Annotated in this window: 24 protein-coding genes; 16 read left to right on the top strand and 8 right to left on the bottom strand. The window is 63.7% G+C overall.

Translation table 11 applies throughout. The features are described 5' to 3' along the window. The first annotated feature begins 168 nt into the window (after nt 1-168). From NKJ06_RS13220 to NKJ06_RS13185, 8 genes are all read left to right on the top strand, one after another. Nucleotides 169-1,422, top strand: a complete 1,254-nt coding sequence (locus tag NKJ06_RS13220; protein WP_184876774.1) for a sarcosine oxidase subunit beta — start codon at nt 169-171, stop codon at nt 1,420-1,422. Further along, complete coding sequence (locus NKJ06_RS13215; protein ID WP_352632715.1) at nt 1,422-1,862, top strand: hypothetical protein; 441 nt, start codon at nt 1,422-1,424, stop codon at nt 1,860-1,862. The genes NKJ06_RS13220 and NKJ06_RS13215 overlap by 1 nt, the downstream gene beginning before the upstream one ends. Before the next feature lie 11 nt (nt 1,863-1,873). After that, nucleotides 1,874-2,185: a sarcosine oxidase subunit delta gene (locus tag NKJ06_RS13210; RefSeq protein WP_023759679.1), complete on the top strand. Its 312-nt coding sequence runs from the start codon at nt 1,874-1,876 to the stop codon at nt 2,183-2,185. Further along, complete coding sequence (locus tag NKJ06_RS13205; protein ID WP_352632716.1) at nt 2,182-5,175, top strand: sarcosine oxidase subunit alpha; 2,994 nt, start codon at nt 2,182-2,184, stop codon at nt 5,173-5,175. Before NKJ06_RS13210 ends, NKJ06_RS13205 begins: the two co-directional genes overlap by 4 nt. Next, a complete protein-coding gene (locus NKJ06_RS13200; RefSeq protein WP_352809960.1) occupies nt 5,168-5,752 on the top strand; it encodes a sarcosine oxidase subunit gamma in 585 nt (194 codons plus the stop codon). Before NKJ06_RS13205 ends, NKJ06_RS13200 begins: the two co-directional genes overlap by 8 nt. Before the next feature lie 58 nt (nt 5,753-5,810). Then, a complete protein-coding gene (locus NKJ06_RS13195) occupies nt 5,811-6,041 on the top strand; it encodes a hypothetical protein (RefSeq protein WP_352632718.1) in 231 nt (76 codons plus the stop codon). 77 nt (nt 6,042-6,118) lie between these two features. Next, nucleotides 6,119-6,904 (top strand): ThuA domain-containing protein, encoded by a 786-nt coding sequence (locus NKJ06_RS13190; RefSeq protein WP_352632719.1) that lies wholly within the window; start codon nt 6,119-6,121, stop codon nt 6,902-6,904. Nucleotides 6,905-6,950: 46 nt separating this feature from the next. Next, complete coding sequence (locus NKJ06_RS13185; protein ID WP_352632720.1) at nt 6,951-8,000, top strand: Gfo/Idh/MocA family protein; 1,050 nt, start codon at nt 6,951-6,953, stop codon at nt 7,998-8,000. A gap of 42 nt (nt 8,001-8,042) precedes the next feature. On the opposite strand, the gene NKJ06_RS13180 is transcribed toward NKJ06_RS13185, so the two are convergent. From NKJ06_RS13180 to NKJ06_RS13160, 5 genes are all read right to left on the bottom strand, one after another. Further along, on the bottom strand, nt 8,043-8,291 hold the full coding sequence (locus tag NKJ06_RS13180; RefSeq protein ID WP_352632721.1) for a DUF680 domain-containing protein: 249 nt from the start codon (nt 8,289-8,291) through the stop codon (nt 8,043-8,045). A 180-nt stretch (nt 8,292-8,471) separates the two neighbouring features. Further along, complete coding sequence (locus NKJ06_RS13175; protein WP_352632722.1) at nt 8,472-9,116, bottom strand: TetR/AcrR family transcriptional regulator; 645 nt, start codon at nt 9,114-9,116, stop codon at nt 8,472-8,474. A 116-nt stretch (nt 9,117-9,232) separates the two neighbouring features. After that, complete coding sequence (locus NKJ06_RS13170) at nt 9,233-10,267, bottom strand: phosphotransferase family protein (protein WP_352632723.1); 1,035 nt, start codon at nt 10,265-10,267, stop codon at nt 9,233-9,235. Further along, complete coding sequence (locus tag NKJ06_RS13165; RefSeq protein WP_352632724.1) at nt 10,264-10,749, bottom strand: MaoC family dehydratase; 486 nt, start codon at nt 10,747-10,749, stop codon at nt 10,264-10,266. Before NKJ06_RS13165 ends, NKJ06_RS13170 begins: the two co-directional genes overlap by 4 nt. Nucleotides 10,750-10,788: 39 nt before the next feature. Continuing rightward, nucleotides 10,789-11,604 (bottom strand): SDR family oxidoreductase, encoded by an 816-nt coding sequence (locus NKJ06_RS13160; RefSeq protein WP_352632725.1) that lies wholly within the window; start codon nt 11,602-11,604, stop codon nt 10,789-10,791. 115 nt (nt 11,605-11,719) lie between these two features. On the opposite strand from NKJ06_RS13160, the gene NKJ06_RS13155 reads away from it, so the two are divergent. The 6 genes from NKJ06_RS13155 (at nt 11,720) to NKJ06_RS13130 (ending at nt 17,643) form a co-directional block, all read left to right on the top strand. Further along, nucleotides 11,720-12,961 (top strand): acyl-CoA dehydrogenase family protein, encoded by a 1,242-nt coding sequence (locus tag NKJ06_RS13155; RefSeq protein ID WP_352632726.1) that lies wholly within the window; start codon nt 11,720-11,722, stop codon nt 12,959-12,961. Between the two features lie 53 nt (nt 12,962-13,014). Continuing rightward, the gene (locus NKJ06_RS13150) at nt 13,015-14,052 is read left to right on the top strand and encodes a zinc-binding dehydrogenase (protein WP_352632727.1); all 1,038 of its coding nucleotides are present in this window, start codon (nt 13,015-13,017) and stop codon (nt 14,050-14,052) included. Between the two features lie 220 nt (nt 14,053-14,272). After that, nucleotides 14,273-15,436, top strand: coding sequence for a glycosyltransferase 87 family protein (locus NKJ06_RS13145; protein WP_352809959.1), 1,164 nt, complete (start codon nt 14,273-14,275; stop codon nt 15,434-15,436). Further along, on the top strand, nt 15,429-16,418 hold the full coding sequence (locus NKJ06_RS13140) for a glycosyltransferase family 2 protein (protein ID WP_352632729.1): 990 nt from the start codon (nt 15,429-15,431) through the stop codon (nt 16,416-16,418). Before NKJ06_RS13145 ends, NKJ06_RS13140 begins: the two co-directional genes overlap by 8 nt. After that, a complete protein-coding gene (locus tag NKJ06_RS13135; RefSeq protein ID WP_352632730.1) occupies nt 16,415-17,236 on the top strand; it encodes a ChbG/HpnK family deacetylase in 822 nt (273 codons plus the stop codon). Before NKJ06_RS13140 ends, NKJ06_RS13135 begins: the two co-directional genes overlap by 4 nt. Next, entirely contained in the window at nt 17,233-17,643 is a 411-nt protein-coding gene (locus NKJ06_RS13130) for a GtrA family protein (protein WP_352632731.1), read from the top strand. The genes NKJ06_RS13135 and NKJ06_RS13130 overlap by 4 nt, the downstream gene beginning before the upstream one ends. Before the next feature lie 36 nt (nt 17,644-17,679). Here NKJ06_RS13130 and NKJ06_RS13125 read toward each other — a convergent pair whose 3' ends face one another. The 3 genes from NKJ06_RS13125 to NKJ06_RS13115 all read right to left on the bottom strand — a co-directional run bounded on the left by NKJ06_RS13125 (nt 17,680) and on the right by NKJ06_RS13115 (nt 22,956). Beyond that, entirely contained in the window at nt 17,680-20,811 is a 3,132-nt protein-coding gene (locus NKJ06_RS13125; RefSeq protein ID WP_352632732.1) for an efflux RND transporter permease subunit, read from the bottom strand. Further along, entirely contained in the window at nt 20,808-21,971 is a 1,164-nt protein-coding gene (locus NKJ06_RS13120) for an efflux RND transporter periplasmic adaptor subunit (RefSeq protein ID WP_352632733.1), read from the bottom strand. Before NKJ06_RS13120 ends, NKJ06_RS13125 begins: the two co-directional genes overlap by 4 nt. A gap of 157 nt (nt 21,972-22,128) precedes the next feature. After that, nucleotides 22,129-22,956 (bottom strand): MurR/RpiR family transcriptional regulator, encoded by an 828-nt coding sequence (locus NKJ06_RS13115; protein WP_352632734.1) that lies wholly within the window; start codon nt 22,954-22,956, stop codon nt 22,129-22,131. Nucleotides 22,957-23,190: 234 nt separating this feature from the next. Between NKJ06_RS13115 and NKJ06_RS13110 the strand changes: the two genes are divergently transcribed. Further along, nucleotides 23,191-24,024, top strand: a complete 834-nt coding sequence (locus NKJ06_RS13110; protein ID WP_352632735.1) for an N-formylglutamate amidohydrolase — start codon at nt 23,191-23,193, stop codon at nt 24,022-24,024. 53 nt (nt 24,025-24,077) lie between these two features. Next, nucleotides 24,078-25,640, top strand: coding sequence for an amino acid permease (locus tag NKJ06_RS13105; RefSeq protein ID WP_352809958.1), 1,563 nt, complete (start codon nt 24,078-24,080; stop codon nt 25,638-25,640). Nucleotides 25,641-25,723: the final 83 nt, after the last annotated feature.

The following is a 25,723-nucleotide window of genomic DNA, read 5'->3' as shown; positions in this document are numbered from 1 at the left end:
TAGGAGCCAGAGTGCATGCGTCTTTTTCACTACGGCGCAAAACGGCAAGCGCCGTCGCAAACAGCGCAAGGGTGGAAGCGCTGTTTCGCTAGTGATACACCTCGCGCGCCGGGATCGAATGAACGCCCGGCCGCTATTCGCGAGACCTTTTGGCGAGAGGCTGGGACGTTGAAGAAATATTCGGTATTCGCCATCGCCCGCGAGGCCATGCGCGGCCACAAGGGCTGGGAGGAGCAGTGGTCCTCGCCTGAGCCCAAGAAGGAATACGACGTCATCATCGTCGGGGCCGGCGGCCATGGCCTGGCCACAGCCTACTATCTCGCCACGGTGCACGGCATCACCAATGTCGCGGTGCTGGAAAAGGGCTGGCTCGGTGGCGGCAACACCGGCCGCAACACCACCATCATCCGCTCCAACTATCTCTATGACGAGAGCGCCGGCATCTACGACCACGCGCTGAAGCTGTGGGATGGGCTGAGCCAGGAGCTCAACTACAACGTCATGTATTCGGCGCGCGGCGTCATGATGCTCGCGCACAATGTTCACGATATCCAGGTGCTGAAGCGCCACGTGCACGCCAACCGGCTGAACGGCATCGACAATGAATGGCTGACGCCGGAGCAGGCGAAGGAATTCTGCCCGCCGCTCAACACCTCCAAGGACGCGCGCTATCCGGTCGTCGGCGCTGCCTTGCAGCGGCGCGGCGGTACGGCGCGCCACGATGCGGTCGCCTGGGGCTATGCGCGCGGCGCTTCGGCGCGCGGCGTCCACATCATCCAGAACTGCGAAGTCACCGGCGTCAAGCGGGCCGCCAATGGCGCGGTCATGGGCGTCGACACGACGCGCGGCTTCATCGGCGCCAAGAAGGTCGGCGTCGTTGCCGCCGGCCATTCCTCGGTCATCATGAACATGGCCGGCGTGCGCATGCCGCTGGAGAGCTATCCGTTGCAGGCGCTGGTGTCGGAGCCGGTCAAGCCGGTGGTGCCTTGCGTGGTGATGTCGAACACGGTGCACGCCTATATCTCGCAATCCGACAAGGGCGAACTGGTGATCGGCGCCGGCACCGACCAGTATGTTTCCTATTCGCAGACCGGCGGCCTGCACATATTGCAGCATACGCTGGACGCCATCTGCGAGATGTTCCCGATCTTCACGCGCATGAAGATGCTGCGCTCGTGGGGCGGCATCGTCGATGTGACGCCGGACCGCTCGCCGATCCTGGCCAAGACGCCGGTGCCCGGCCTCTACGTCAATTGCGGCTGGGGCACGGGTGGCTTCAAGGCAACGCCGGGCTCGGGCCATGTCTTTGCCCACACCATCGCCAGGGACGATCCGCACCCGATCAACGCGCCCTTCACCATCGAGCGCTTCCGCACCGGCCGCCTCATCGACGAGGCGGCAGCGGCGGCGGTGGCGCACTGATGATGGCGCAGATGGCTGTCGCGATGCCGCTGATGCTGGCGGGGGAACAAGTGCTGGCGGGAGAACGGGGCATGTTCCATTTTCCGTCGGCGGACGAAGTGCGCACGCAGCCGATCAGCCGTGCCGGGAACGAGGCCAACTGGCCGTTTTCCGTCGACGAGGGCATGCTGGCCTGCGTCTGGAGCGGCGGCCAGAAGGTGGTGATGTTCTTCGAGGGACGACCCGAAGGGCTCGACGAGGACGAGACGTTCACGCCACGCCAGGTGATCGTCACCACCGATCCGATGCAACTGACCCTCGGCAACATGGCGTCTCGCGATCTGTTTCGTCCCGCCGCAAGCGTGGAGGAGCGCATCCGGCTCGTCGCGCCGTTCGCGACGTTGGGACAGAAGCTTTGCGATCAACCGGCGGGCGCCCGCGTCGGCCACGGCGAATTGTAGGAACCACGACAATGCTTCTCATCCGCTGCCCCTATTGCGAGGAAGAGCGCCCGGAACTCGAGTTCCGCAATGCCGGCGAGGCGCATATCGCGCGCTCGGCCAACATGGCCGGCGAGAGCGATGACGATTTCGAAAAGTTCTTCTTCATTCGCTCGAACCCCAAGGGCATCATCTATGAGCGCTGGCGGCACATGCATGGCTGCGCGCGCTTCTTCAACGCCGTACGCGACACCGTCACCGACAAGTTCGTCATGACCTACAAGGCCGGCGAGCCGAAACCGTCCAAGCTGCCCAAAAACTCCAACGAAGTGGTTGCCAAATGAGCGGCGCGTACCGCATTCCCGGAGCCGGCCGCTTCAAGCAGGCCAAGACCGCGCGCTTCAGCTTCGACGGTCAGTCCTATGCCGGCATCGAGGGCGACACGCTGGCCTCGGCGCTGCTCGCCAATGGCGTCCATCTTGTCGGCCGCTCGTTCAAGTACCATCGTCCGCGCGGCATCCTGTCGGCGGGCGCCGAGGAACCGAACGCGCTGGTCGAGATCAGGCGCGACGCGGCACGCAGGACGCCGAACGTGCGGGCCACGGTGCAGGAGCTGTATGACGGGCTTGACGCACAGTCGCAGAACCGCTGGCCGTCGCTGTCCTTCGACGTCGGCGCGGTCAACGACATTGCTTCGCCGCTGTTTTCGGCCGGCTTTTACTACAAGACGTTCATGTGGCCGAAGGCTGCATGGAAGAGCCTGTACGAGCCCAAGATCCGCGCCGCGGCTGGCCTTGGCGTTTCCCCGGACCAGCCGGATCCCGACCATTATTCGTCGCGCTATGCGCATTGCGACGTGCTGGTGCTGGGCGGCGGTGCTGCCGGCATCGCGGCGGCGCTTGCCGCAGCCGAGACCGGCGTGCGCGTCATCCTTGCCGACGAACAGGCCGAGTTCGGCGGCAGCCTGCGGTTCGAGAGCGGTGCGAAAATCGACGGCCAGGACGGCTTTGCCTGGGCTCAAGGTGCGGTGGCGAAGCTCGCCGCCATGGACAATCTCCGCGTGCTCTCGCGCACGACGGCGTTCGGCTATTACGCGCAGAATTTCGTCGGGCTGGTCGAACGTGTCAGCGAGCATCTGAAGGCGCCCGGCCACGATCTGGCGCGCGAGCGGCTGTGGCAAGTCAGGGCCAAGCGCGTGGTGCTGGCCTCCGGCGCCATCGAGCGCCACATGGTGTTCGCCGACAATGACCGGCCGGGCATTATGCTGGCAGGTGCGGCGCGCACCTATCTCAACCACTATGGCGTCGCGGTCGGCAAAAATGTCGGCGTCTACACCGCCAATGATTCCGCCTATGCAGCGGCAATTGACCTCAAGAAGGCCGGCGTCAACGTGGCGGCGATCGTCGATTTGCGCGACAACCCGACCGGGCCGGTGATCGACGAGGCGAGGGCACTCGGCATCGAGGTCAATTTCGGCCGTGCCGTTATCCGCGCCGGCGGCAAGCTCAGGGTGTCGTCGATGACCGTGCAGCCGAAGAATGGCGGCGGCGAACGCACCATCCCGGTCGATGCGATCCTGATGTCGGCCGGCTGGACGCCGTCGGTGCATCTGTTCTCGCAGTCGCGCGGCAAGGTTGCCTTCAACGACGAGACCAAGCGCTTCGTGCCGGGCACCTATGCACAGGACTGCGTCTCGGTCGGCGCCTGCAACGGCACCGATGGGCTGTCGGCAACAATCGACGAGGCCTATGCGGCGGGCGCTAAGGCGGCCAAGGATGCGCGTGCCAAAACCGCCAAGGGTACGAAGCCGAAGGTCGACGCCTCGGAGAGCTGGTCGCGCGGCATGCTGGGTGCGGCGCCCGGAGCCGGGCCGGACACGACGGTGAAGGCGTTCGTCGACTTCCAGAACGACGTCACCGCCAAGGACATCCGCCAGGCGGTGCACGAGGGCATGCGCTCGATCGAACACGTCAAGCGCTTCACCACCAACGGCATGGCGACCGACCAGGGCAAGACCTCCAACATGCACGGCCTGGCGATTGCCGCCGAGACACTGGGCAAGCCTATCCCGGAAGTCGGCCTGACCACGTTCCGGGCGCCCTATACGCCGGTGACCTTCGGCGCAATCGTCAGCCATGCGCGCGGTCCGCTGTTCGACCCGACGCGCAAGACCGCGATCCATCCCTGGGCCGAGGCGCAAGGTGCCGTGTTCGAGGATGTCGGTCAGTGGAAACGCGCCTGGTATTTCCCCAAGGGGGGCGAGGACATGCACGCCGCGGTCGACCGCGAATGCGTCGCGGTGCGCAAGACGGCCGGCCTGTTCGATGCCTCGACGCTGGGCAAGATCGAAGTGGTCGGTCCGGATGCGGCGAAGTTCATGGAACTGCTCTACACCAACCCGTGGGAGAAGCTGGAGCCCGGCCGCTGCCGCTATGGCATCATGCTGCGCGAAGACGGCTTCATCTATGATGACGGCGTCGTCGGCAGGCTTGCGCCGGACCGTTTCCACGTGACGACGACGACCGGCGGCGCGCCGCGCGTCATGAACCACATGGAGGACTATCTCCAGACCGAGTTCGCGCATCTCAATGTCTGGCTGACCTCGATCACCGAGCAATGGGCCGTCATCGCGGTGCAGGGACCGAAATCCCGCGACATCATCGCTCCGCTGGTCGAAGGCATTGACATGTCCGACGAAGGGCTGCCGCATATGTCGGTGCGCGAAGGCAAGATCTGCGGCGTGCCGACCAGGCTGTTCCGCATGTCGTTCACCGGCGAGCGCGGCTTCGAGGTCAACGTGCCGGCCGACTATGGCCAGGCGGTCTGGGAAGCGCTGTGGGCGGAAGGCCAGAAGCACGGCGCTGCCGCCTACGGCACCGAAGCGATGCACGTGCTGCGCGCCGAGAAGGGCTACATCATCGTCGGCCAGGACATCGACGGCACGGTGACACCGAACGACGCCGGTCTCGACTGGGCGGTCGGCAAGAAGAAGCCGGACTTCGTCGGCATCCGCGGCTTGACGCGGCCTGATCTGGTCGCCAAGGGCCGCAAGCAACTGGTCGGCCTGAAGACCAAGGACCCCAAACTGGTGCTGGAAGAGGGCGCGCAGATCGTCGAAGACCCGAAGCAGGCGATCCCGATGAAGATGATCGGCCATGTCACGTCGAGCTATTGGTCGGAAAACTGCGGCCGCTCGATCGCACTGGCGCTTGTCGCCGGTGGCCGCGATCGCATGGGCGACACGCTCTATGTGCCGATGCCGAACGGGGTGATCGAAGTGGAGGTTACCGGCATGGTGTTCTTCGACGAGACGGGAGGGCGCCTCAATGGCTAAGGCTGCTGCAAGAAAGACGGCACCGGCTGCATCGCCTTCGGTAGAACGCCGTCCGGCGCTGGCCGGACGCAGCACGGCCTCGACCGGCGTCAAGGTCGAGTTGCTGCCGCCGGCCGAGCGCATTTCATTGCGTGCACCGGAGGCCTCGCTTGCAGCGCTTTCCAAGGCGCTCGGCGTGACCCTGCCGAAAACGCCGAAGACGTCCGCTTCGAAGGGCGGACGCACCGCCTTGTGGCTCGGCCCCGACGAATGGCTGGTTCTCGATGAGGCCGGCAAGGATCCACTGGCCGATTGTGCCGGGGTTACCGCCTTGCACTCGGCGGTCGGTATCTCGCATCGCAACATCGCCATCGCCGTGACGGGAGCCGGGGCAGCGGCGACGATCAATGCCGGCTGTCCGCAGGACCTGTCGCTCGATGGCTTCCCGGTCGGAGCGGCGTCGCGCACCATCCTGGGCAAGACCGAGATCGTGCTGTTGCGCAATGCGCCGGATGCCTTCCGGGTTGAATGCTGGCGTTCGTTCTCGGACTATGTCTTTACTTTTCTGTCCGAGGGATCGCGCGACGCAGCGGTCTGAACCCGGAACGTTTGCAGGGCAGGCTCGTTCTGCATCCTCACGCCGAGGGAGAATGCCGATGCCGTCTAATTCCGCGCCGAAGTCGCCGGTCAAAAAGACGTCGGCCGTCCGTTCGCTCGAACAGGAGCGGCACGAAGCGCCGAGCGCCGAAGAGGAACTTGAGGAAGGCCTCGAAGACACGTTCCCGGCCAGCGATCCAGTGTCGATTACCGGATCGTCCATCTCGGGCGCTCCGGCGACGCCGGGCCAGGCCAAGACCGTGCCCGGGCGCAAGAAGCGCAAGGCGTAGTTTTCCATCGGGCCAGGCGGCATCGGACCTTCTCAATCCCATTGGACATGCTATTTAAAGCGCTTTGGGAGATGAAAATGCCGACAAAAGCGATCGTTTGGGGCGAGAATGTCCACGAACAGACCAATGCCGCCGTGCGCGACCTCTATCCCCTGGGCATGCATGGCACCATTGCCGCGGCGCTTAACCAGGACAAGGGCATCGAGGCGACCACCGCCACCTTGCAGGAACCCGAGCACGGCTTGAGCGAAAAGCGCCTGGCCGTCACCGATGTGCTTTTGTGGTGGGGCCACGCGGCGCATGGCGAGGTCAAGGACGAGATCGTCGAGCGCGTGCAGAAAAGGGTATGGGAGGGCATGGGACTGATCGTGCTCCATTCCGGCCATTACTCGAAGATCTTCAAGCGGCTGATGGGCACGCCCTGCTCGCTGAAATGGCGCGAGGCGGGCGAGCGCGAGCGCGTCTGGGCGATCAACCGCGGCCACCCGATCGCGCAAGGCATAGGCGAGTGCCTGGAGATCGGCGAGACCGAAATGTATGGCGAGCCCTTCGCCGTGCCGGAGCCGCTCGAGACGGTGTTCGTCTCCTGGTACGAGGGCGGCGAGGTGTTCCGGTCCGGGCTGACTTATCAGCGCGGCGCCGGCAGGATCTTCTACTTCTCGCCCGGTCACGAGACCTATCCGATCTATCACAATGAGGGCGTGCAGCAGGTGCTGCGCAACGCCGTGCGCTGGGCGCACAACCCGGCGCCGGCCTGGTCCGGCATCACCAATGCACCAAACGTGCCGACGGATGCGGCGAAGGAGAAGATCGTCCAGAAAGGCTTGCGCCTGCATGCCGACGGCGACAAGGGCCTGAGTTAAGAGGCCTGGGTTGATTGCGGCGTGAGGTGATTGGGGGCCTGAACCGATGCATCGAATTCTCCTGCTCGGCACCGGCGGCATCGCCGGGCATCATGTCGAGGAGTTTGCCGGGATTGCCGGCTGCAGCATCGTCGCCTGCGTTGATCAGGTGCCCGGCCGCGCGGCCGCGTTCGCCGCCGCCAGCAAGATCGGCGATTTCTTCGAGAGCCTGGAAGCGGCGATCGCCTGGGGCCAGTTCGATGCCGCCATCAACGCGACGCCGGATGGTGCGCATATGGCGACGACGCTTGCGCTGCTTGCCGAGGGAAAGCATGTGTTTTGCGAAAAGCCGCTGGCACCGAACCACGCCGATGCGCTGGCAATGACCGAAGCGGCCGAGGCAGCCGGGGTGGTCAACATGGTCAACCTGACCTATCGCAACTCACCGGCGATCCAGGAAGCACGGCGCATGGTGCAGGCCGGCGAGATCGGCGAGTTGCGCCATGTCGAGGCGAACTACCGGCAAAGCTGGCTGGTCAGCAAATCATGGGGCGACTGGCGGGTCGAGGACAAGTGGCTGTGGCGCCTGTCGAGCCGGCATGGCTCGACCGGCGTGCTCGGCGATGTCGGCATTCATATCCTGGATTTCGCCACCTATGGCGCCGACCAGGATATCGTCAGCCTGCATGCCGATCTGGTGACGTTTCCGAAGGCCGAGGGTGAGCGTATCGGCGACTATGTGCTGGATGCCAATGACAGCGTCGCAATGACGGCGCGGCTCAGCTCCGGTGCGCTCGCCACGATCGTGGCGAGCCGCTACATGACCGGCCACACCAACGATTTGTCGCTGGCCCTGCACGGCACCAAGGGCGCCATCAAGGTCGAGACAGACGGCAAGCTATCGAACCTGTCCGCCTGCCTGGGCGGGGATGTCGATCTTCAACGCTGGCAAAAGCTGGCACTGCCCGAAGTCAAACGCAACGCCCGGCGCTTTGCCGACGCGCTGGATGCTGGCCGGAACGGTGACCCGTCCTTCCGGCGCGCCGCCGACATGCAGAAGCTGATCGACGCGGCCTTCGAGAGTTCAGCAGCCAAACGGCCGACCTCGGTCGGCTGAAGCTGGCCGGCTTGTGCCGGCCAGGCGTGATTTCTGCGGAAATCAGAATGCGCTCGGCACGATCCAGGGATTGATGCTGATGCCGAGGCGCGGGCCCTTGCCTTCAGCGGTGTTTTCCGTGGAGCCCTTCTTCTCGACCGACCCGGTCGAAGCGCAATCGAGCTTCACGTTGCTCTTCGTGTCGATGCAGGTCGCAGCGGACGCATGCTTAACCAGGTGGGTGGTGTTGGCGGCGAAGGCCGAGCCCGAAAGTGCCAGCGCGGCGGCGAGGGTGAGGAGCGTCTTTTTCATAGTCAGTCTCCGTTTTCGACGGGTGAATTTTTCTCGTACACGTACGATACGTTGTACAGATACGTCCATCGATCGCGAAGTTCAAGTGGAAACCGTACGTGTACGTAAATTTTTTGTTAACCAAGAAATTCAGCCAGTTTGGCTGGGCGGAGAGAAATATGGAAACGAAAGGAACTGGCTTTAGCAGTTGACCGGTGTCTCGGTCAGCGGCGGCACATTTTGCGTGCTGAGCGTGGCAAGCGTGAAATCGCACATCCGCTTTACGAAGGCCTGCGGATCGCCGAAGGGGTAGAACGGAAAGGTGATGAGCAGCGAGATCGTGCCGTGGCCGACCGCCCACAGCATTGTGGCAATAGCGCGCGGATCGCCCTGCAATTTGCCGGCGGCGACGCAGGCCTCGACCCTGCTGATCAGCGCCTTCATGGCCGGGTTGCCCTCTTCCATGTCCTCGTAGCTCCTGCCTTCCGGCAGCTTGGTCTTCTCGGTCATGAACACGGTGCGGTATTCGTTCGGATTGCCGAGCCCGAAGGCCGCATATTCGGTCATGACCGCCTGCAACGCCTCGATAGGATCGTCGGACGAATGCTCCTCGATGCGGCGGGCAAGCGTCTCGAACGCATCCTCGGCGAGTGCGAACAGGATGTCCTGCTTGTCGGCGAAGTAGGAGTAGACCGACATCGGAGCATAGCCGACCCGCTTGGCCAGCTTGCGAATGGTCAGGCCTTCATAGCCTTCCTCCTGGACGAGTTTGTGCGCGGCCTCGACCAGTTCGGAGCGCAGTTCGGCCTTTTGTTTCTCGCGGCGTGTCTGGACGCTCGGCGGCAAGATCTGGTGCCTTTGGTTGGGTTGGTGCCTGGCTAAATTATATACGCTGTACGGAAAGGGACAAGAGCGCGACAGGTTCCCAAGCGGCAAGCATCAGATTGCGCTGACGCCCGTCATCACGCCTCCTTGTCGACCAGTTTCGTGGCGAGATGCGAAAGCAGTTTCACTGCCTCGCCGTAGGTTTTCGCTTTTTCCGGATTGGAGGCGTTGCCGTCCAGCGCCCGCTTGAAGACTCCCTGGCAAATTGCAGCCAGCCGGAAGAAGGAGAAGGCGAGGAAGAACGTCCAGTTGCCGATGCTGCTGAGTCCGCGCCGCCGGCAGTAGCTGGCGACATAGTCTTCTTCGGAAGGCAGGCCGATCGCGGACCGGTCGACACCGCCCAAGCCGCGAAAACCCGATGCGTGCGGCAGCCGCCATTGCATGCACTGATAGGCGATATCGGCGAAGGGGTGGCCTGATGTCGACAGTTCCCAGTCGAGCACCGCCAGAATCTTTGGCCGGTCCGGCGCGAAAATCAGATTGTCCAGCCGGTAGTCGCCATGCACCAGCGAGACGCGGCCGTCATCTTCCGGCATGTGTGTCTCCAGCCAGGCAATCAGCCGGTCCATATCGGCCACCGTGCCGGTCTCCGAGGCGCGGTACTGGTTGGTCCAGCGCGCCAGCTGGCGCTCGAAATAATTGCCCGGCCGGCCGAAATCGCTCAGGCCCACGGCCCCGACGTCGACATCGTGCAGCGTAGCGAGGGTGTCGTTCATGGCATCGTAGATGGCGGCGCGTTCATCGTTGTCGCCTGCCTCCGGCAACGCCGGATCCCAGAAGATGCGGCCGTCGAGGAAATCCATCACATAGAACATGCGGCCGATCGGCGAGTCCTCCGCCGACAGATGCAGCATGTCAGGCACTGGCACGGCAGTGCCGGCAAGCGCGCTCATCACCGTGAATTCGCGGTCGACCTGATGCGCCGATTTCAGCAATTGGCCCGGCGGCTTGGCGCGCAGCACGTAACGGCCGCTTGCCGCCGTCAGCAGATAGGTCGGGTTCGATTGGCCGGATTTGAACTTTTCGATTGCAGCAAGCCCGGAAAAGCCCGGTATGTTCGCCTCGAGGTAAGGCGCAAGCGCGGCCTGGTCGAGGACGTTCGGATCTTTCATACCGTCTCGGGCTGGCGTTCGATCAGGGTCAGCGTCAGCCAGCGGGCGGTCAGCGCCGGTTTCTTCGAGCCTTCGATCTCGATCGTCACGTCATGCGCCGTCTGCACCCAGCCCGACGGCCTGACCTTGACGTCGGCCAGCACGAAACGGGTGCGGATGCGCGCGCCGGTCTTCACCGGCGCCAGGAAGCGCAGCGAATCGAAGCCGTGGTTGACGCCCATCTTGCTGTTTTCCAGCGGCGGCATGGTCTCAAAGGTCATCGCCGACAACAGCGACAGCGACAGGAAGCCGTGTGCGATAGTGCCGCCAAACGGCGTTTCGCGCGTGGCCCGCTCCGGGTCGCAGTGGATGAACTGATGATCGTCGGTGGCGTCGGCGAACTGGTCGATCATACGCTGTGTCACCACTCGCCACGGCGACACGCCAACCTCCTTGCCGATATTGGCCAGAAGCACATCGAGACTGATCGGTTCCACGCTCATGTCCTCCAGTTCACCTCCGGCTTCTATGGCCGGAAAATGTCATTCCTTGAACAGCGTCAGCCCATGCTGCACCGACTGCCCGCCGTCGATCGGCAGGATGGCGCCGGTGACATAGCTGCCTGCACGGCTGCACAAATAGAGCGTTGCGCCGGCAATGTCATCCGGTGCGCCGATACGGCCGATCGGAACATGGTTGCCGACATGTCTGGCCTGTTCATCCGTGCCGGTGGCAAACGCCGTCATCCGGCTCTGGAAGGGGCCGGGGGCGAAAGCGTTGACGGTGATGCGGCGGGCGGCGAACTCGAGCGCCAGTGTGCGCGTCAGATGATGAACCGCGGCCTTGGAGGCAGTGTAGGAATAGGCGTCGTCGGCCAGCGGCTGCGTGCCCATCACCGAACCGAGGTTGATCACCCTGGCCGGATCGGCGTCGCTGGCGGCGGCATCGAGCAGCGGCAGCAATTCGCGGGTCAGATGGAAGACCGCGGTGACGTTGACGCCGAGCACTTTCGCCCAGGCCGAATAGGGGAAGCTTTCCAGCGGTGCGCCCCAGGAGACGCCGGCGTTGTTGACCAGGATGTTCAGCCTGTCTGTCCGCGCCTTGACCTCGGCGACGAGTGCGGCAATGCCGGCTTCGCTGGAGACATCGCCGGCAAAGCCTTCCGCCCGGCCCGGTGCACCAAGCTCGTTCAACTCAGCAGCGACCTTGACGCAATCCTCGCCCTTGCGCGATGCGATCATCACGCTGGCGCCGGCCCTGACCAGCGCGGTCGCCGCCATGCGGCCGATGCCGGTCGCGGCACCCGTCACCAGCGCGGTCTTGCCGGCCACCGAAAACAGCTCGTCCAGATAGCTCATCACAATCCTCCGCGCTCGGCATGCGGGCAAACAGTTCGCGTTGACAAGGCTATCCGAAGTACGGTCATCCTTGCCACTGACAAAATGCCTGGCATGCATGAAGGGTTAGCGACCGATGACGGACATGAATCTCGGCATGACCGAGCGGCTGAAGCCGATCCACGCGCGCGTCGCGGCCATGGTGCGCGACGAGATCATGCCGCTCGACAGGGAATTCCTCGGCGAGGTGGGCAAGGAAGGCGACCGCTGGGTCTATACGGCGCGCCAGAGCGAGATCCTCGAAGGGCTGAAGAAGACCGCAAGAGAGCGCGGCCTGTGGAACTTCTGGCTGACCGGCTCGGAACGCGGCTACTGCCTTTCCACCGTCGAATACGCCTATCTGGCCGAGGAGATGGGCAAGGCGCATCTCGGCGCGGAAACCTTCAACTGCTCGGCGCCGGACACCGGCAATATGGAGGTGCTGGAACGCTACGGCTCGGCCGATCACAAGAAGGCGTGGCTGGAGCCGCTGCTCGAGGGCAAGATCCGCTCGGCTTATCTCATGACCGAGCCGGATGTCGCCTCGTCCGACGCCACCAACATCGCCATGCGCTGCGATCGGCAAGGCGACGACTATGTGCTCAACGGCGAGAAATGGTGGGCCTCGGGCGCCGGCGATCCGCGCTGCGCCATCTACATCGTCATGGTCCGGACCGGTGGCGATGACGAGCCGCAGCACCGCCGCCATTCGATGATCCTGGTACCATCGGGCACAAAAGGCGTGACCAAGGTCCGCGCCATGCAGGTCTATGGCGACGACGACGCGCCGCATGGCCATATGCACCTTCGCTTCGACAATGTGCGGATACCGGCATCGAACCTGATCCTCGGCGAGGGCAGGGGTTTCGAGATCGCGCAGGGGCGGCTCGGTCCCGGCCGCATCCACCACTGCATGCGCGCCATCGGCCAGGCCGAGATGGCGCTGGAAATGCTGTGCCAGCGTTCCGTGCGCCGCGAGGCCTTCGGCCAGCCCTTGGCAAAGCTAGGTGCCAATTTCGACATCATCGCGGAATGCCGCATGGAGATCGAGATGGCCCGCCTGCTCTGCCTCAAGGCGGCATGGATGATCGACCAGGGCGATGCGCGGGCCGCGGCCCCCTGGATCAGCCAGATCAAGGTGGTAGCGCCGCGCGTCGCGCTTAAGGTCACCGACGAAGCGGTGCAGATGTTCGGCGCGCAAGGCATCAGCCAGGACACGCCGCTGGCGCGGTCGTGGACCCATCTGCGGACATTGCGCCTTGCCGACGGGCCTGACGCCGTGCATCGCAGGCAGGTGGCGCGGACGGAGCTGAAGAAATACACGCAGGAAAAGGTCTGAGCGCCGGCATCGCCATCCGGCGACTCCGGCAGGTCCAGGCAAGGAGTGTAGCGATGACCGTCCCCTCGGAAATGAAGGCACTGTTGCTGGTCGGCGACGGTTACACCAGGACCCCGAGCGGCAGCGTGCTGGAGGCGATGGAGCCCTATCTCGAACCGGGCAGCATCGCGGTGCCGAGACCCGGGCCGACGCAGGTGCTGATCAAGGTCAGCCTCGCCTCGATCAATCCGTCCGATATCGCCTTCATCAAGGGCCAGTACGGCCAGCCGCGCGCCAAGGGACAGCCGGCCGGCTTCGAGGGTGTCGGCACCATCGTCGCCAGCGGTGACGAGCCCTATCCCAAAAGCCTGATCGGCAAGCGCGTGGCGTTTGCCACCGGCGTCACCAACTGGGGCTCATGGGCCGAATATGCCGTCGCCGAGGCGGCGGTCTGCATCCCGTTGCTCGACATCATCCGCGACGAGGATGGCGCGGCGATGATCGTCAACCCGCTCACCGCGCTCGCCATGTTCGATATCGTCAAACAGGAAGGCGAAAAGGCCTTCGTCATGACCGCCGGCGCCAGCCAGCTCTGCAAGCTGATCATCGGGCTGGCCGGGGAAGAGGGTTTCCGGCCGATCGTCACCGTGCGCCGCGACGACCAGATCGTGGCTTTGAAAGAGCTTGGCGCGGCGCACGTGCTCAACGAAAAGGCGCCGGATTTCAGGGCGACGCTGCGCCAGGTGGTTAAGGCCGAACAGCCGCGCATTTTCCTCGACGCGGTAACCGGGCCGCTGGGCTCCGCCATCTTCGACGCCATGCCGAAGCGTTCGCGCTGGATCATGTACGGGCGGCTCGATCCCGAAGCCACTGTTATCCGCGAACCCGGCCAACTGATCTTCCAGCACAAGCGTATCGAAGGTTTTTGGCTGAGCGAGTGGATGCGCCAGTTCCGCGATCGTCGCGGCCCGGCGATCCTGGAGGCGCAGAAGCGGTTTTCCGACGGGCGCTGGTCGACCGACGTGACAGCAGTGGTGCCCCTAGCCGAGGCCATGGCGCGGCTGCCGGCCGAACTGGCCAGACCCAATAGCAAGGTGTTCATTCGGCCTTAGCTCCATTCGAAAGACGCGAGAAGCTTGGACATGAATCCTTCAGAGGGCTTTCGAGGGGGCGCAAGGATGGCGGTATCTGGCCGCTGTCTGGATCGTCAGGCGACTATCCGCGTCTTTCAGCCCCCCTATGCCACGCCGCTTTGTCCGTGATATGCCGCCGCCATCGAATGCCGTGACAGTGCTGGACTGAGCCAGTTCCGGGGTGGTGTGGGATGCCTTGATGATGATTTCCAAGCCGGTTTTCGACCGTTTGGGGTTTGGCCTGTGGATCGGAGCGTTCCTGGTCGTTCTTGCCATGGTCCTGTGGTCGCCCAACACGCGTACGGTGTTGCAGGCCTACAGAGACGGCAGCGAGGCGTTTCTGGCCGGCCAGCCACTCTACCACGTCGACCTTGAGGCGGGGTATCTCTACGCGCCAGCCTTTGCCGCGCTCTACATCCCGCTGATGAAGCTCGGACCCCATCTGGGCGGGCTGGTGTGGCATGTGTTCGGCTTTGCGGTGCTGACCTACGCCGCGATGCGACAGGTGCGCAAGCTCGGCGGCGGCGAATTGACGTGGCTGCTTTCTTTCGGTCTTTTCCTGGCTTTGCCGATAGCCGCGGGCGCGATCCGCAACGGCCAGGCGACGATCCTTTTGACCGGCGCCTGCTGGCTTCTCACCCTGTCGGCCCTGGAAGGGCGGCGGGCAGAGACGTTCTTCTGGGCTTCGCTTGCCATCATCGCCAAGCCGACCGCGATCATCATGCTGCTCCTGACGGGAGCGCTGCGCCCTCGTTTGATACCGGTGCTTGTGCTGGCAGTTCTGTTCGTGATCGCCATACCTTACGCTTTCGCGCCCGCCGGTTATCTCAACAACCAGTATGGTGATTTCGCCCATATGCTGACTTCGATGGCGGTCGACAAGATCAGTCGCTTCGTTGCCTCCGATTTCACCGCACCTTTTGCGACGATCGGACTGCCCATCGCGGAATCCGCTGCCACGATCGTGCGCATCGTCATGGCCCTGTTCACGCTCTCGGCGGTCATCTGGTTCGACCGCAAGCTTGAACGCGGACCGGCGGGGCTGGCCATCTTCCTGACGGCCACTTTCTACATGTGCGTCTTCAACCCGCGCGTCGAGCCCAACACCTATGCGATGATCGCGGTGCCCGCCGGTCTCGCCATCGCGCTGTTGTGGCGCGAAGAACGCGGTGGCATTCTGGCCTCGGTGTTGTCGACGGTGCTGTTTGCGGCCGGACTGACCGGCGTCGATCGCCATGTGCACGATTTGCTCTACCCCTGGTTCCGGCCGATCGCGGTTACGTTCATCGCGGGTTCGCTGATCTGGTGGTTCTGGGCCAGGGCGCGGGTAAAGGTGGTGAATGCAGGGGTCGCAAATGGCTGAATTGCGGCCAACACTCGATATCGTGGCGCCGTTCTTCAACGAAGCGCCATCAGCATCGGCGTTCGCACGCCTGCTCGGCGAACTCGAAGCAGCCGTGGCACAACGGTTCGGCATGACCGTGCACAAGATCCTGATCGATGACGGCAGCCGTGACGATGGCGCCGAACGGTTTTCGCAGGTGCTGACCGGGTCGTGGGAGATCGTTCGCCTCAGCCGCAATTTCGGCAAGGAAGTCGCCGTACTCGCCGGCCTCGACCAGTCGCGCGGCGGCATGGTGCTGATCATGGACGCCGACCTCCAGCATTCCTTGGACATCAGCCTGAAGCTCATCGCCGAACTGGTGGACCATCCTGATGTCGATGTCGTCTATGCGCAGAACGACCGCCGCGAGGCGAGCTGGCGGCGCAGCCAGCTGGCCCGGCTTTTTTACAGCCTGATCAACAGCAGCCAGCGTTTCGACATTCCCGAAAATGCCGGCGACTTTCGCGTCATGCGCGGCGCCGTGGCGCGCGCGTTGACCAGCCTGCGCGACAAGCGACGCTTCAACAAGGGCCTGTTTGCCTGGGCGGGCTTCCGCCAGAAGGCGTTGCCCTATTCGCCGGAGGGCCGCGCCAGCGGCACGTCGAAATGGAGCCGGCTCAACCTGATCGCCTTCTCGCTCGAAGGTTTCACCTCGTTCTCCGTCATTCCGCTGCGCCTCATCAGCCTCAGCGGGCTGCTCGCGGCGTTGGCCGGCGCGATCTATGGCGCCAAGGTGTTCTTCGAGGTGATCTTCTACGGCATTGCCGTTCCGGGCTACCCCAGCCTTCTGGTCGCCGTCGTCCTGCTCGGCGGCCTCAATCTGACCCTGCTTGGCCTGATCGGCGAATATGTCTGGGTCACTCTCAGCGAAAGCAAGGATCGGCCGGTCTATCTCGTGCGCGATGTCGTGCGCAGCGATATCTCCGCCGACAGGCCGGAACCGGGCGCTCGCGACAGATGACGCGGCGCATCCGCCTGATCGCCGACGATTACGGCCTGGCGCCCGGCGTTTCCGCTGGGATTCTCGACCTGCTCGATCGCGGGCGGCTGACCGGCACCAGCTGCATGACCGGCTTTCCGGAATGGTCTGAGGAGGCGGAGCGCATAAAACCGCTGTGCGACCGTTATGCGGTTGGGCTGCATCTCACCTTGACCGACCAGCCGGCCGTCGCCGGCCGTTCGAGCCTGGCGCCGGAAGGCCGGCTGCCGCCGCTCCGCGCGCTGGCTTTGCCTGTTCTGCGCGGCCACATTGCCGAGCGCGATGTCCATGCCGAGCTCGACGCCCAGTATAGCCGCTTCGTCGAAGCACTCGGGCGCCGCCCAGATTTCGTCGATGGGCACCAGCATGTGCATTTCCTTCCCGTCGTGCGCACATGGCTGCGCGTGCGTCTTGGCGAAGGAAGCCACAGGCCGGCGCTGCGCGGCGCTCCGGCACTGGCGGGCCAATTCGCCTCGGCGCCGAAAGTCGCGGCGATCGCCGCGCTCGCTTATGGCTTCAACCGGTCGATGCAGAGCGCCGGCTTCACCCTTTTCGAACCGCTCACCGGCATCTATGACTGGCGGCAACCTGAAAAGTTCGCTTCCGTGCTGCAGGCCGCCGTCGAGGCGTTGCCGGAACATGGGCTGTTCATGTGTCACCCCGGCCATGTCGACGAGACGCTGCGCGCGCGCGACCAGATGCAAGGCGTTCGCGAGGTCGAATTTGCGGCCCTGGCATCGGATGCATTCGGCGCCAGCCTGGCCCGCGCCGGTGTCGCGATCATGGATGGCAAGGGATGAGCGACGCCGAGCGGCCCCCGCGTTCGACCGGCAACAAGATCGTCCGCTTTGCCATTGTCGGACTTGCCAACACAGCCATCGACCTTGCCAGCTTCTTCCTGCTGCTCAAGCTCGGGGTTTCGCCGTTGCCGGCCAACATCGCTGCCTGGTTCATCGCCGTCACCTTCTCTTTCGCGGCGAACGGCTTCTGGTCGTTCGAGCGCAATCGAGCCATCCGGCTGCATGACGCGTTCCTTCGCTTCGCCTCGCTTGGGGGGCTGATTTCGCTCGGCGTCTCCAGCATTTCGATCGCGCTGTTCGCAACGACCGTCGGAGTTTGGCCGGCAAAGATTTGCGGTGTCGTGATCGCAGCGGTGCTGAATTTCCTCGCCGCGCGCTGGTCGATCGAAGGCCGATTGCTGAAATAGCGGTGGAAACCGCCCCTCACTTTTCCTGGAATGTCTCTACTCGGCCGGTTTCACATTGGTGTAGGCGGCTTCCTCGAGTTCGCGCTTCAGCCGGGCCTCCTCATGGGTTTTCGGCGTGACGAAGCGGCCAAGCAGGAGATAGGCGACCGGCGTCAGGAACAGTGTCGAGACGGTGGCCAGCCCCAGTCCGCCGACGATGACCCAGCCGAGCGCCACGCGCGCCTCGGCACCCGCGCCGCTCGCCAGCACCAGCGGCAAGCCGCCGAGCACGGTGCAGATCATCGTCATCATCACCGGCCGCACGCGGATGATCGAGGCCTGCTCGATCGCCTCGCGCACGCCAAGCCCGCGGTCGCGCAGCTGGTTGGCGAATTCGACGATCAGAATGCCGTTCTTGGCCATGACGCCGACCAGCAGCACGAGGCCGATCTGGCTGTAGGCGTTGAGGCTGGTGCCCGAGAGCAGCAAGGCGAAGATCGCGCAGGCCAGCCCAAGCGGCACCGTCGCCATGATGATGACGGCGCTGACGAAGCTTTCGAACTGGGCGGCCAGCACCAAAAGGATGATGACCAGAGCGAAGCCGAAGATGGTGACCATGGCGCTGTTGGTCTCGCCCAGCGTCGCAGCCTCGGCCAATGGCAGGATGCGGCTGCCCGCAGGCAGCAGCGGCGTGGCGATTTCCTCGGCGCGGGTGAGCGCATCGCCGAGCGCGAAATCGCCATTGAGGTTGGAGGTGATGGCCACCGACGGCTGCTGCTGCTCGCGCGACAGCGATGGCGGCACGGCACGTTCGGTCAGCGTGGCGATGGTCGACATCGGCACGAAGCGTCCGTCGGCTGTCTTCAGGAAGATGTTTTCCAGGTCGGTCGGGTCGTTGATCGGATTGGTGGTCGAGACCAGCTTCACGCCATAGCTGCGGTCGGCGATATACACGTCGACGACGTCGTTACCGTCGAGCATGGCCTGCAAGGTGTTGGCCAGCCCGGTGATGTCGATGCCCAGGTCGGAGGCGCGTTCGCGATCGATGGCGACGGCGAGCTGCGGCTGCGTCGGGTCGATGGACAGGCGTGGCGTCTGGAAGCGCGGGTCCTTCTGCATCTCGGCGATGATCTTCACCGCCGCGTCACTGAGCGCCTTGCGGTCGTTGCCGATCAGCGCGAACTGCAGGCCGTTGCCGGCGCCGCGGATACCGAGACTGTTTGGCTGTACCGGGAAGATGCGCACGCTTGGCACCTGTTTGGTCAGGTGGCTGATCTCAGCCATGATCTCTTGCTGGCTGCGGCTGCGCTCGTTCCACGGCGCCAGCGTCATCACCATGAAGCCCGAGTTGTATGAGCCGTTCTGGCCGGCATTCTCGAAGGTGCTGCGGATTTCGCCGGAATCGCGCATCGGCTGGATCAGTTTCTCGATCTTCTGCATCTGCTGGGTGGTGTAGTCGAGGCTGACGCCTTGCGGGGCGCTGATGCGCAGCAGCACGGCGGCGCGGTCCTCGGTCGGCGTCAGTTCCTGGCGAATGGTGCCGAACAGCGTGAAGGCGATGCCGGCAAACAGCACCGCGACCAGAAGCACGATCCATGGCGCATCGAGGCAAGCGTGCAGGCCGCGCTTGTAGGCTGTATTCAGCGCGCCGCCGATGCGGGCGCCGATGCCGTGGCTGCCTTCGTGGTGGAGCGATGCGCTCGACAGCATGCGCGAGGCGAGCATCGGGCACAGCGTCAGCGCCACCACGCAGGACAAAAGGACCGACATGGCAAGCACGAAGCCAAACTCGCGGAACAGGCCGCCGGTCTGGCCGGGCAGGAACGAGATCGGCACGAAGACGGCGACCAGCGTCAAAGTGGTGGCAATGACGGCGAAAAACACCTCCTGCGCGCCGAGCACGGCGGCTGCGCGCGGCCCCATGCCTTCGTTGCGTCGTCGCACGATGTTTTCGAGCACGACGATGGCGTCGTCGACGACCAGTCCCGTCGCCAGCACCAGAGCGAGCAGCGTAAGGATGTTGACCGAGAAGCCGGCCAGATAGATGGCGGCGATGGTGCCGATCATGGCGACCGGCATCGACAGGCCGGGAATCAGCGTCGCGCGCCAGTCGAACAGAAAGACATAGATGACGATCAGCACCATCGTCACGGACAGGCCAAGCGCGATCTCGACCTCGTGCACCGCGCCCTTGACGAAGACCGCGTCGTCGCTGGTGATCTTGATCGACATGCCCTTGGGCAGGTTTTCCTGCAACTTGGCGACGGCGGCCTGGACGCCGGTCGAGATGTCCAGCGTGTTCGATTCCGCCTGGCGGATGATGCCGACGCCAATGCCGGTCTTGCCGTCCGAACGCAGCGTGGTTTGGCCGACATCGGGGCCGAGCGTGACGGTGGCGACGTCGCGGATGCGTGTCGTGCCGCCGACGATGATGTTTTCGAACTCTTCCGGTGTGGTCACGTCGGCCGTCGTGCGGACGATCAGGTCCTGGTTGGTCGTGGTGATCGAACCGGCCGGTGAATCGAAGGCGACAGAGGCAAGCGCCGTCCTGAGGTCGGCAACCGTGAAGCCGAGGCTGGCGAGCTTGTTCTGGTCGACGTCGATGCGGAAGATCTTGTCGCGGTCGCCATAGACCTGGACGTCGGCAACGCCGGGCACGGCGGCCAGTTCGTCCTCGATCTGGTCCTGGACCACCACGGTCATGTCCTGGATCGACATGTTGTCCGAAGTCACCGCCAGTCGCATCACCGGGTCGGAATTGGCGTCGGCCTTGACGATGCGCGGCGGATCGGCCGTTTCCGGCATCTGGTTGGCGACACGGCCGACGGCGTCGCGTACGTCGGAGGCGGCGACATCGAGATCGACGCCGTCGTTGAACTCGATGGTGACGCGGCTCGAGCCGAATGAGGAAGAAGACGAGATCGATTTGACGCCGGAGACGCGGGCGACGGCGCCCTCGATCGTGTCGGTCAGTTCGCGGTCGACGGTTTCGGCCGCCGCCCCTTCGAAGGCGGTGGAAACAGTGACGACCGCGCGATCGACGTCAGGCAGTTCGCGGATCTCGACACCGTAGAAGGCAGCGAGGCCGGCAACGGCAATGAGGGTGTTCAGCACGAAGGCCATGACCGGCCTGCGAATGAACAGCGCGGTGAAGCCGGTATCGCTGGCGGCGTTGCCGGTTCCGGTCATGAGCCTTCGGCCGCGTCCGCGGCGCGCTGCTCTTCGCCGGCAAGGCGGACCACGCCGCCCTCGCTGACGCTCTGGGTGCCTTCGGTGACCACCATGTCGCCGCTGTCGATCTCCGCGTCGATCAGCACGGTCTCGGTGTTGCGTTGGATGATGCGCACCGGGACACGCTTGGCCTTGCCGTCCTCGATCTGCCAGACATAGGCGCCGTCCGAACCCCACAGGATCGCCAGCGGGCTGACGGCCGGATAGGTCTGTCCCGGGAATTTCATGGTGATGCCGAACGACATGCCGGCGCGCAGGGAATCGGCCGGATTGGCGATCTTGGCCTTGACCAGAAGGGTGCGGCTCTTCTCATCGATGTGATTGTCTATGGCCGAAACCGTTCCGGTATAGGCATTGCTGGGATTGGCGATCGGCGTCGCCGTCAACTGCGCGCCGACCTTGACGGCGGCGGCGAAACGCTCCGGCACCAGGAAATCGACCAGGATCGAGGACCGGTCATCGAGTGTGGCGATTGCCGACTGGTTGGTCACATAATTGCCGGCGGAGATCGGCAGGATACCGACAGTGCCGGCGATCGGCGCCAGAATCGACCGGCGCTGCAGCGCAAGTTCCGCGTCCTGGAGCGCCAGCTTGGCGCCTGCCAGCACGACCTCTGCGTCGGCCACGGCGACCGGTGTCGCGGCGTTGGAGGCACGAAGCGACTTGACGCGGTCGAGCTTGGCCTGCGCGTCCTGCAAGGCGAGCTTGGCCCGGTCCTGAGAGATCACCTCGGTCTCGGAATCGAGGGTCGCGATGATCTGTCCCTTGTCTACATGGCTGCCGGATTCGACCAGCAGTTCGGCGAGGCGGCCGGAACTGTAGGGATTGACGGTCACCGAGGCATTGGCACGACCGGTGCCGATCGCCTGCAGGCGGTCATTGATGACAGCCGAAGTGGCCGCCAGGGCAACCACATTCACCTGCTGGTTGCCACCACCGCGGCCGATTGCCTGCTTCGCGTTGGCGGCGCCGCTTTCAGCCGGGGACGTTGCCGCATAAGCCCAGTCAATGCCCCAGCTTGCCAGCACGTCGTGAGCGCCCGGATTAAAGCGCAGCCAGGAGGCTGCTGCCACCACCAGCACCACAAGTGCAAAAACTATCTGTTTCCAGGCGGCCATCGGCACTCCGGTTGGCAAGACAATCCTTCCGTCTACCGGTTTCCCGAAATGAAGCAGACGCAGCGAGGCTATTGTAAGGCAAGAAGCCACCCCGATATCGCGTCTTTATGACAACTCTCCGCTGTCTGCGCACATTAAATATACGTAACGTTGACGCCTAACGCAGACCTTCCATCTCGCGAATGCGTTTGGCGCCTTCTGCTTCCAGTTGACGGGTTACGGCGCCGATCAGCGTTTCCGCAACGACGAAAAGGGCAGCCGAGGAATCCCACGCCGACGGCACGGCGGTGCGTCCGGCGATGACATGGCGGGCGAAGCGGGCGATCGGCGACAGCCACTGGTCGGTGAACAGAACGATCTGCACGCCACGCTGATGCGCCTTGTCGGCGAAGCGGGCGAGACTATCCTGGTAGCGTCTGATATCGAAGATCACCAGCACGTCGCGTTTGCCCATGTCGATCAGCCTGTCGCGCCACATGCTTTCCTGGCCGGCAAGGTGAAAGACATCAGGCTGGATGACGGCGAGGTGGGCGGCCATGTAACGCGCCAGCGGATCGGTGAAGCGGCCGCCGATCAGGAATGTCTTGCCTCGCCGGTCGACGAGCCGGGTGGCGATGTCGGCAAGCTGCTTGTCGGACAGGTGCCTGAACGTCTCGCGCATATTGTCGAGCGTCGCTTCCAGCATTGGTGACACCGTGCCGCCGCCGGGCGAGGGCGGGTTGAGCGTCCTTGTCGCCGGCGATTGCAATTGCGCCGCCAGTTCGTCCTGCAGGCTCGATTGGAATTCCGGATAGTTCTGGAAGCCCAGCCGGGCGACGAAGCGCAGGATCGTCGGCGAGGAGACGCCGGCCGCGGCCGAGAATTCGGCAACCGTCTTCAGGCCGATCATCGGGTAACTGGCGATCAGCGTCTGGGCCGCGCGCCGTTCTCCGGCCGGCATCGTGCCGATGCGGTCGGCAATCAGTTCGGCAATACTGGAAATCATCTTTTCCCCACCCTTGGAGCGGGATGGTAAACCATTCCGCTCCGTCTGTTTGTCTTGGCCCCATTTCTGCGACGCCAAGTGATTCTATCTGGCTGCAAAACGCTTCGGCCCGGTCGAAGGTCTTTTCCGAAATCGCATTTGACAAAGTCGCCCAAACTGTATGAAATCATCCATAGGGACGCAATGACACAAAATACGTAACATACGATACAGCGCCCCCGGGGACAGTAGACTATGGAGAAAGCACGGCCCGCCAGCCTTGCAGCGTCTGATACCGTGAGGGTAACGAACCCCGGCGGATCGAGCCCTTTTGTGCTGACCTGCGATCACGCCTCGAACTTCCTTCCCGCTGAATTCGGCACGCTCGGCCTTGCCGCAGAGGACCTGTCGCGCCACATCGCCTGGGATCCCGGCGCGCTGCCGGTTGCGCGCCGCATGGCGCAGGCGCTCGATGCCACGCTGGTCGAAACCCGTATCTCGCGTCTCGTTATCGACTGCAACCGGCCGCTCGACGCGCCCGATTTGATACCGCCAGTCAGTGAGACAACAGCCATACCGGGCAATACCGGACTGTCGGAAGATGGGCGCGCGGCGCGCATCGCCTTGTCATGGCAGCCGTTTCACGCCGCCATCGATCAGATTGTCTGTGACAGGCTGGCGCGCGGGCAGGCGACCCGCCTGGTTTCGGTCCACTCCTTCACGCCAGTCTACAAATCCAAAAACCGGCCCTGGCACATCGGCATCATCCATGACGAGGACCGCCGGCTGGCATCGCCGTTGATATCAGCGCTGAAACGGCTTGCCGGCGTCACCGTCGGCGTCAACGAGCCCTATTCGCCGGCCGACCGCGTCTATTTCACGCTGGAACGCCATGCGCGCTCGCGCGGCTTGCCTTGCGCGATGATCGAAATCCGCAATGATGAAATTTCCGGCGAGACCGGGCAGCGGAAATGGGCGGATCTGCTCACGGGCATTTTTTCGGATCTGGAGCCGGAGGAGGCAGGACAGACCAGATCGCATTCAGTCGGCCAGATCGCATTCAGTCGGAAAGTCAGTTCAATCGGCTAGCCAGAACAAGATGAGACTGACTCATCTCGTTCTGAAACAACAGGGGACTTCCAATGATAGCACCGGGTTACACAGACATTGACAAGAAGGAGGACCTCAAGGTTCTCCACGGTATGGGCTATGCCCAGGAATTGTCGCGAAGCATGAGCCGCTTCTCGAATTTCGCGATCTCGTTCTCGATCATCTGCATCCTTTCGGGTGGCATCAATTCCTTTGCACAAGCCACCGGGTCGATCGGCGGCGCCGCGGCGGGCATCGGCTGGATCGTCGGCTGTTGTCTTTCGGCCTGCTTTGCCCTTGCGATGGCGCAGATTGCCTCGGCATTTCCGACCGCTGGCGGCCTCTATCACTGGTCTTCGATCCTCGGAAACCGCTTCACCGGCTGGCTGACCGCCTGGCTCAATTTGCTCGGCCTGATTACCGTGCTGGGCGCGATCAATATCGGCACCGCATTCTTCTTTGTCGGAACGTTTGGAAGCTGGTTTGGCATCACCGGAACGCCTGGGGAGATCGTCGGGTTCGTTACCTTCATCACGGTGCTGCAGGCGCTGTTCAACCATTTTGGCATCAAGCTCACGGCCATGCTGACGGATGCTTCGGGCTTCCTCATCCTGGGCGCGACGGCAGTACTGATCGTGGCTTGCCTGGTGTTTGCGCCCGCGATCGATATCACCCGGTTGTGGACATTCACCAACTATTCGGGCGACGCCGGTGGCGGTGTCTTCCCGCAGTCCGACTCCATGAGCTACCTGTTCCTGCTCTGCCTGCTTCTGCCGGTCTACACCATTACCGGCTACGACGCGTCGGCGCATACCTCCGAAGAAACAGAGAAAGCAGCACACTCGGTGCCGCAGGCGATCGTTTCGTCCGTGCTCTGGTCTTCGCTAATCGGTTGGGTGATGCTGTGCGCAATCGTTCTGGCAATCCCCGACCTGGCCGCCGGCGCCAAGCAGGGCTGGAACGTGTTCTTCGCCACCATGGACGCGATCATGCCAGTCTGGCTGAAGACGTTGCTGTATCTCGCAATCCTGATCTCGCAGTTCCTGTGCGGTCTCGCCACGGTGACCTCGGCCTCGCGCATGTTGTTTGCCTTCTCGCGTGACGGTGGCATGCCGTTCGGTTCCGCATCGCTCGCCAAAGTCAACCCGACCTGGCGCACGCCGGTCAACGCGATCTGGACCGCTGCGGTGCTCGAGATCATCTATGTCTTTCTTGCGCAGTTCATTTCGATCGGCGGCACCAACATCTACACCATCGTCGTCAATTCGACGCTGGTGTTCCTGTTCCTGTCGTTCATCATTCCGATCGTGCTCGGCATGATGACTTTCGGAACGGCGAAATGGCCGAATCCAGGCCCGTGGGACCTCGGCGCCGGGCTGTTCAAGCTGTTTTGCGCCCTGTCGGTCGTCGGCATGGCGATCATCTTCTACATCGCCATCCAGCCGCCGAACGACAAGGTGCTTTACATCACCATTGGCTTCATTGTGCTGACCGCCGTGCTTTGGTTCGGTTTCGAGAACCGCCGCTTCCAGGGTCCACCGATCGGCGACCAGATTGCCAAGCGCAAGGCTGCCATCGCGGCCGCCGAACTGGCCGTCGGCGAAACCGGCTACTGACATCAACCATCATGGCCATGGCCGGCGTTTTTGCCGGCCATGGTTTCGTTTGCCCCCCTCAATCCGTCAAGCGCTGGAGTGCC

It is taken from the genome of Mesorhizobium sp. M0293 (assembly GCF_040321735.1).
Classification (GTDB): domain Bacteria; phylum Pseudomonadota; class Alphaproteobacteria; order Rhizobiales; family Rhizobiaceae; genus Mesorhizobium.
The sequence above is the reverse complement of the archived record's forward strand: the minus strand, read 5'-3'. Positions and strand labels throughout refer to the sequence as shown.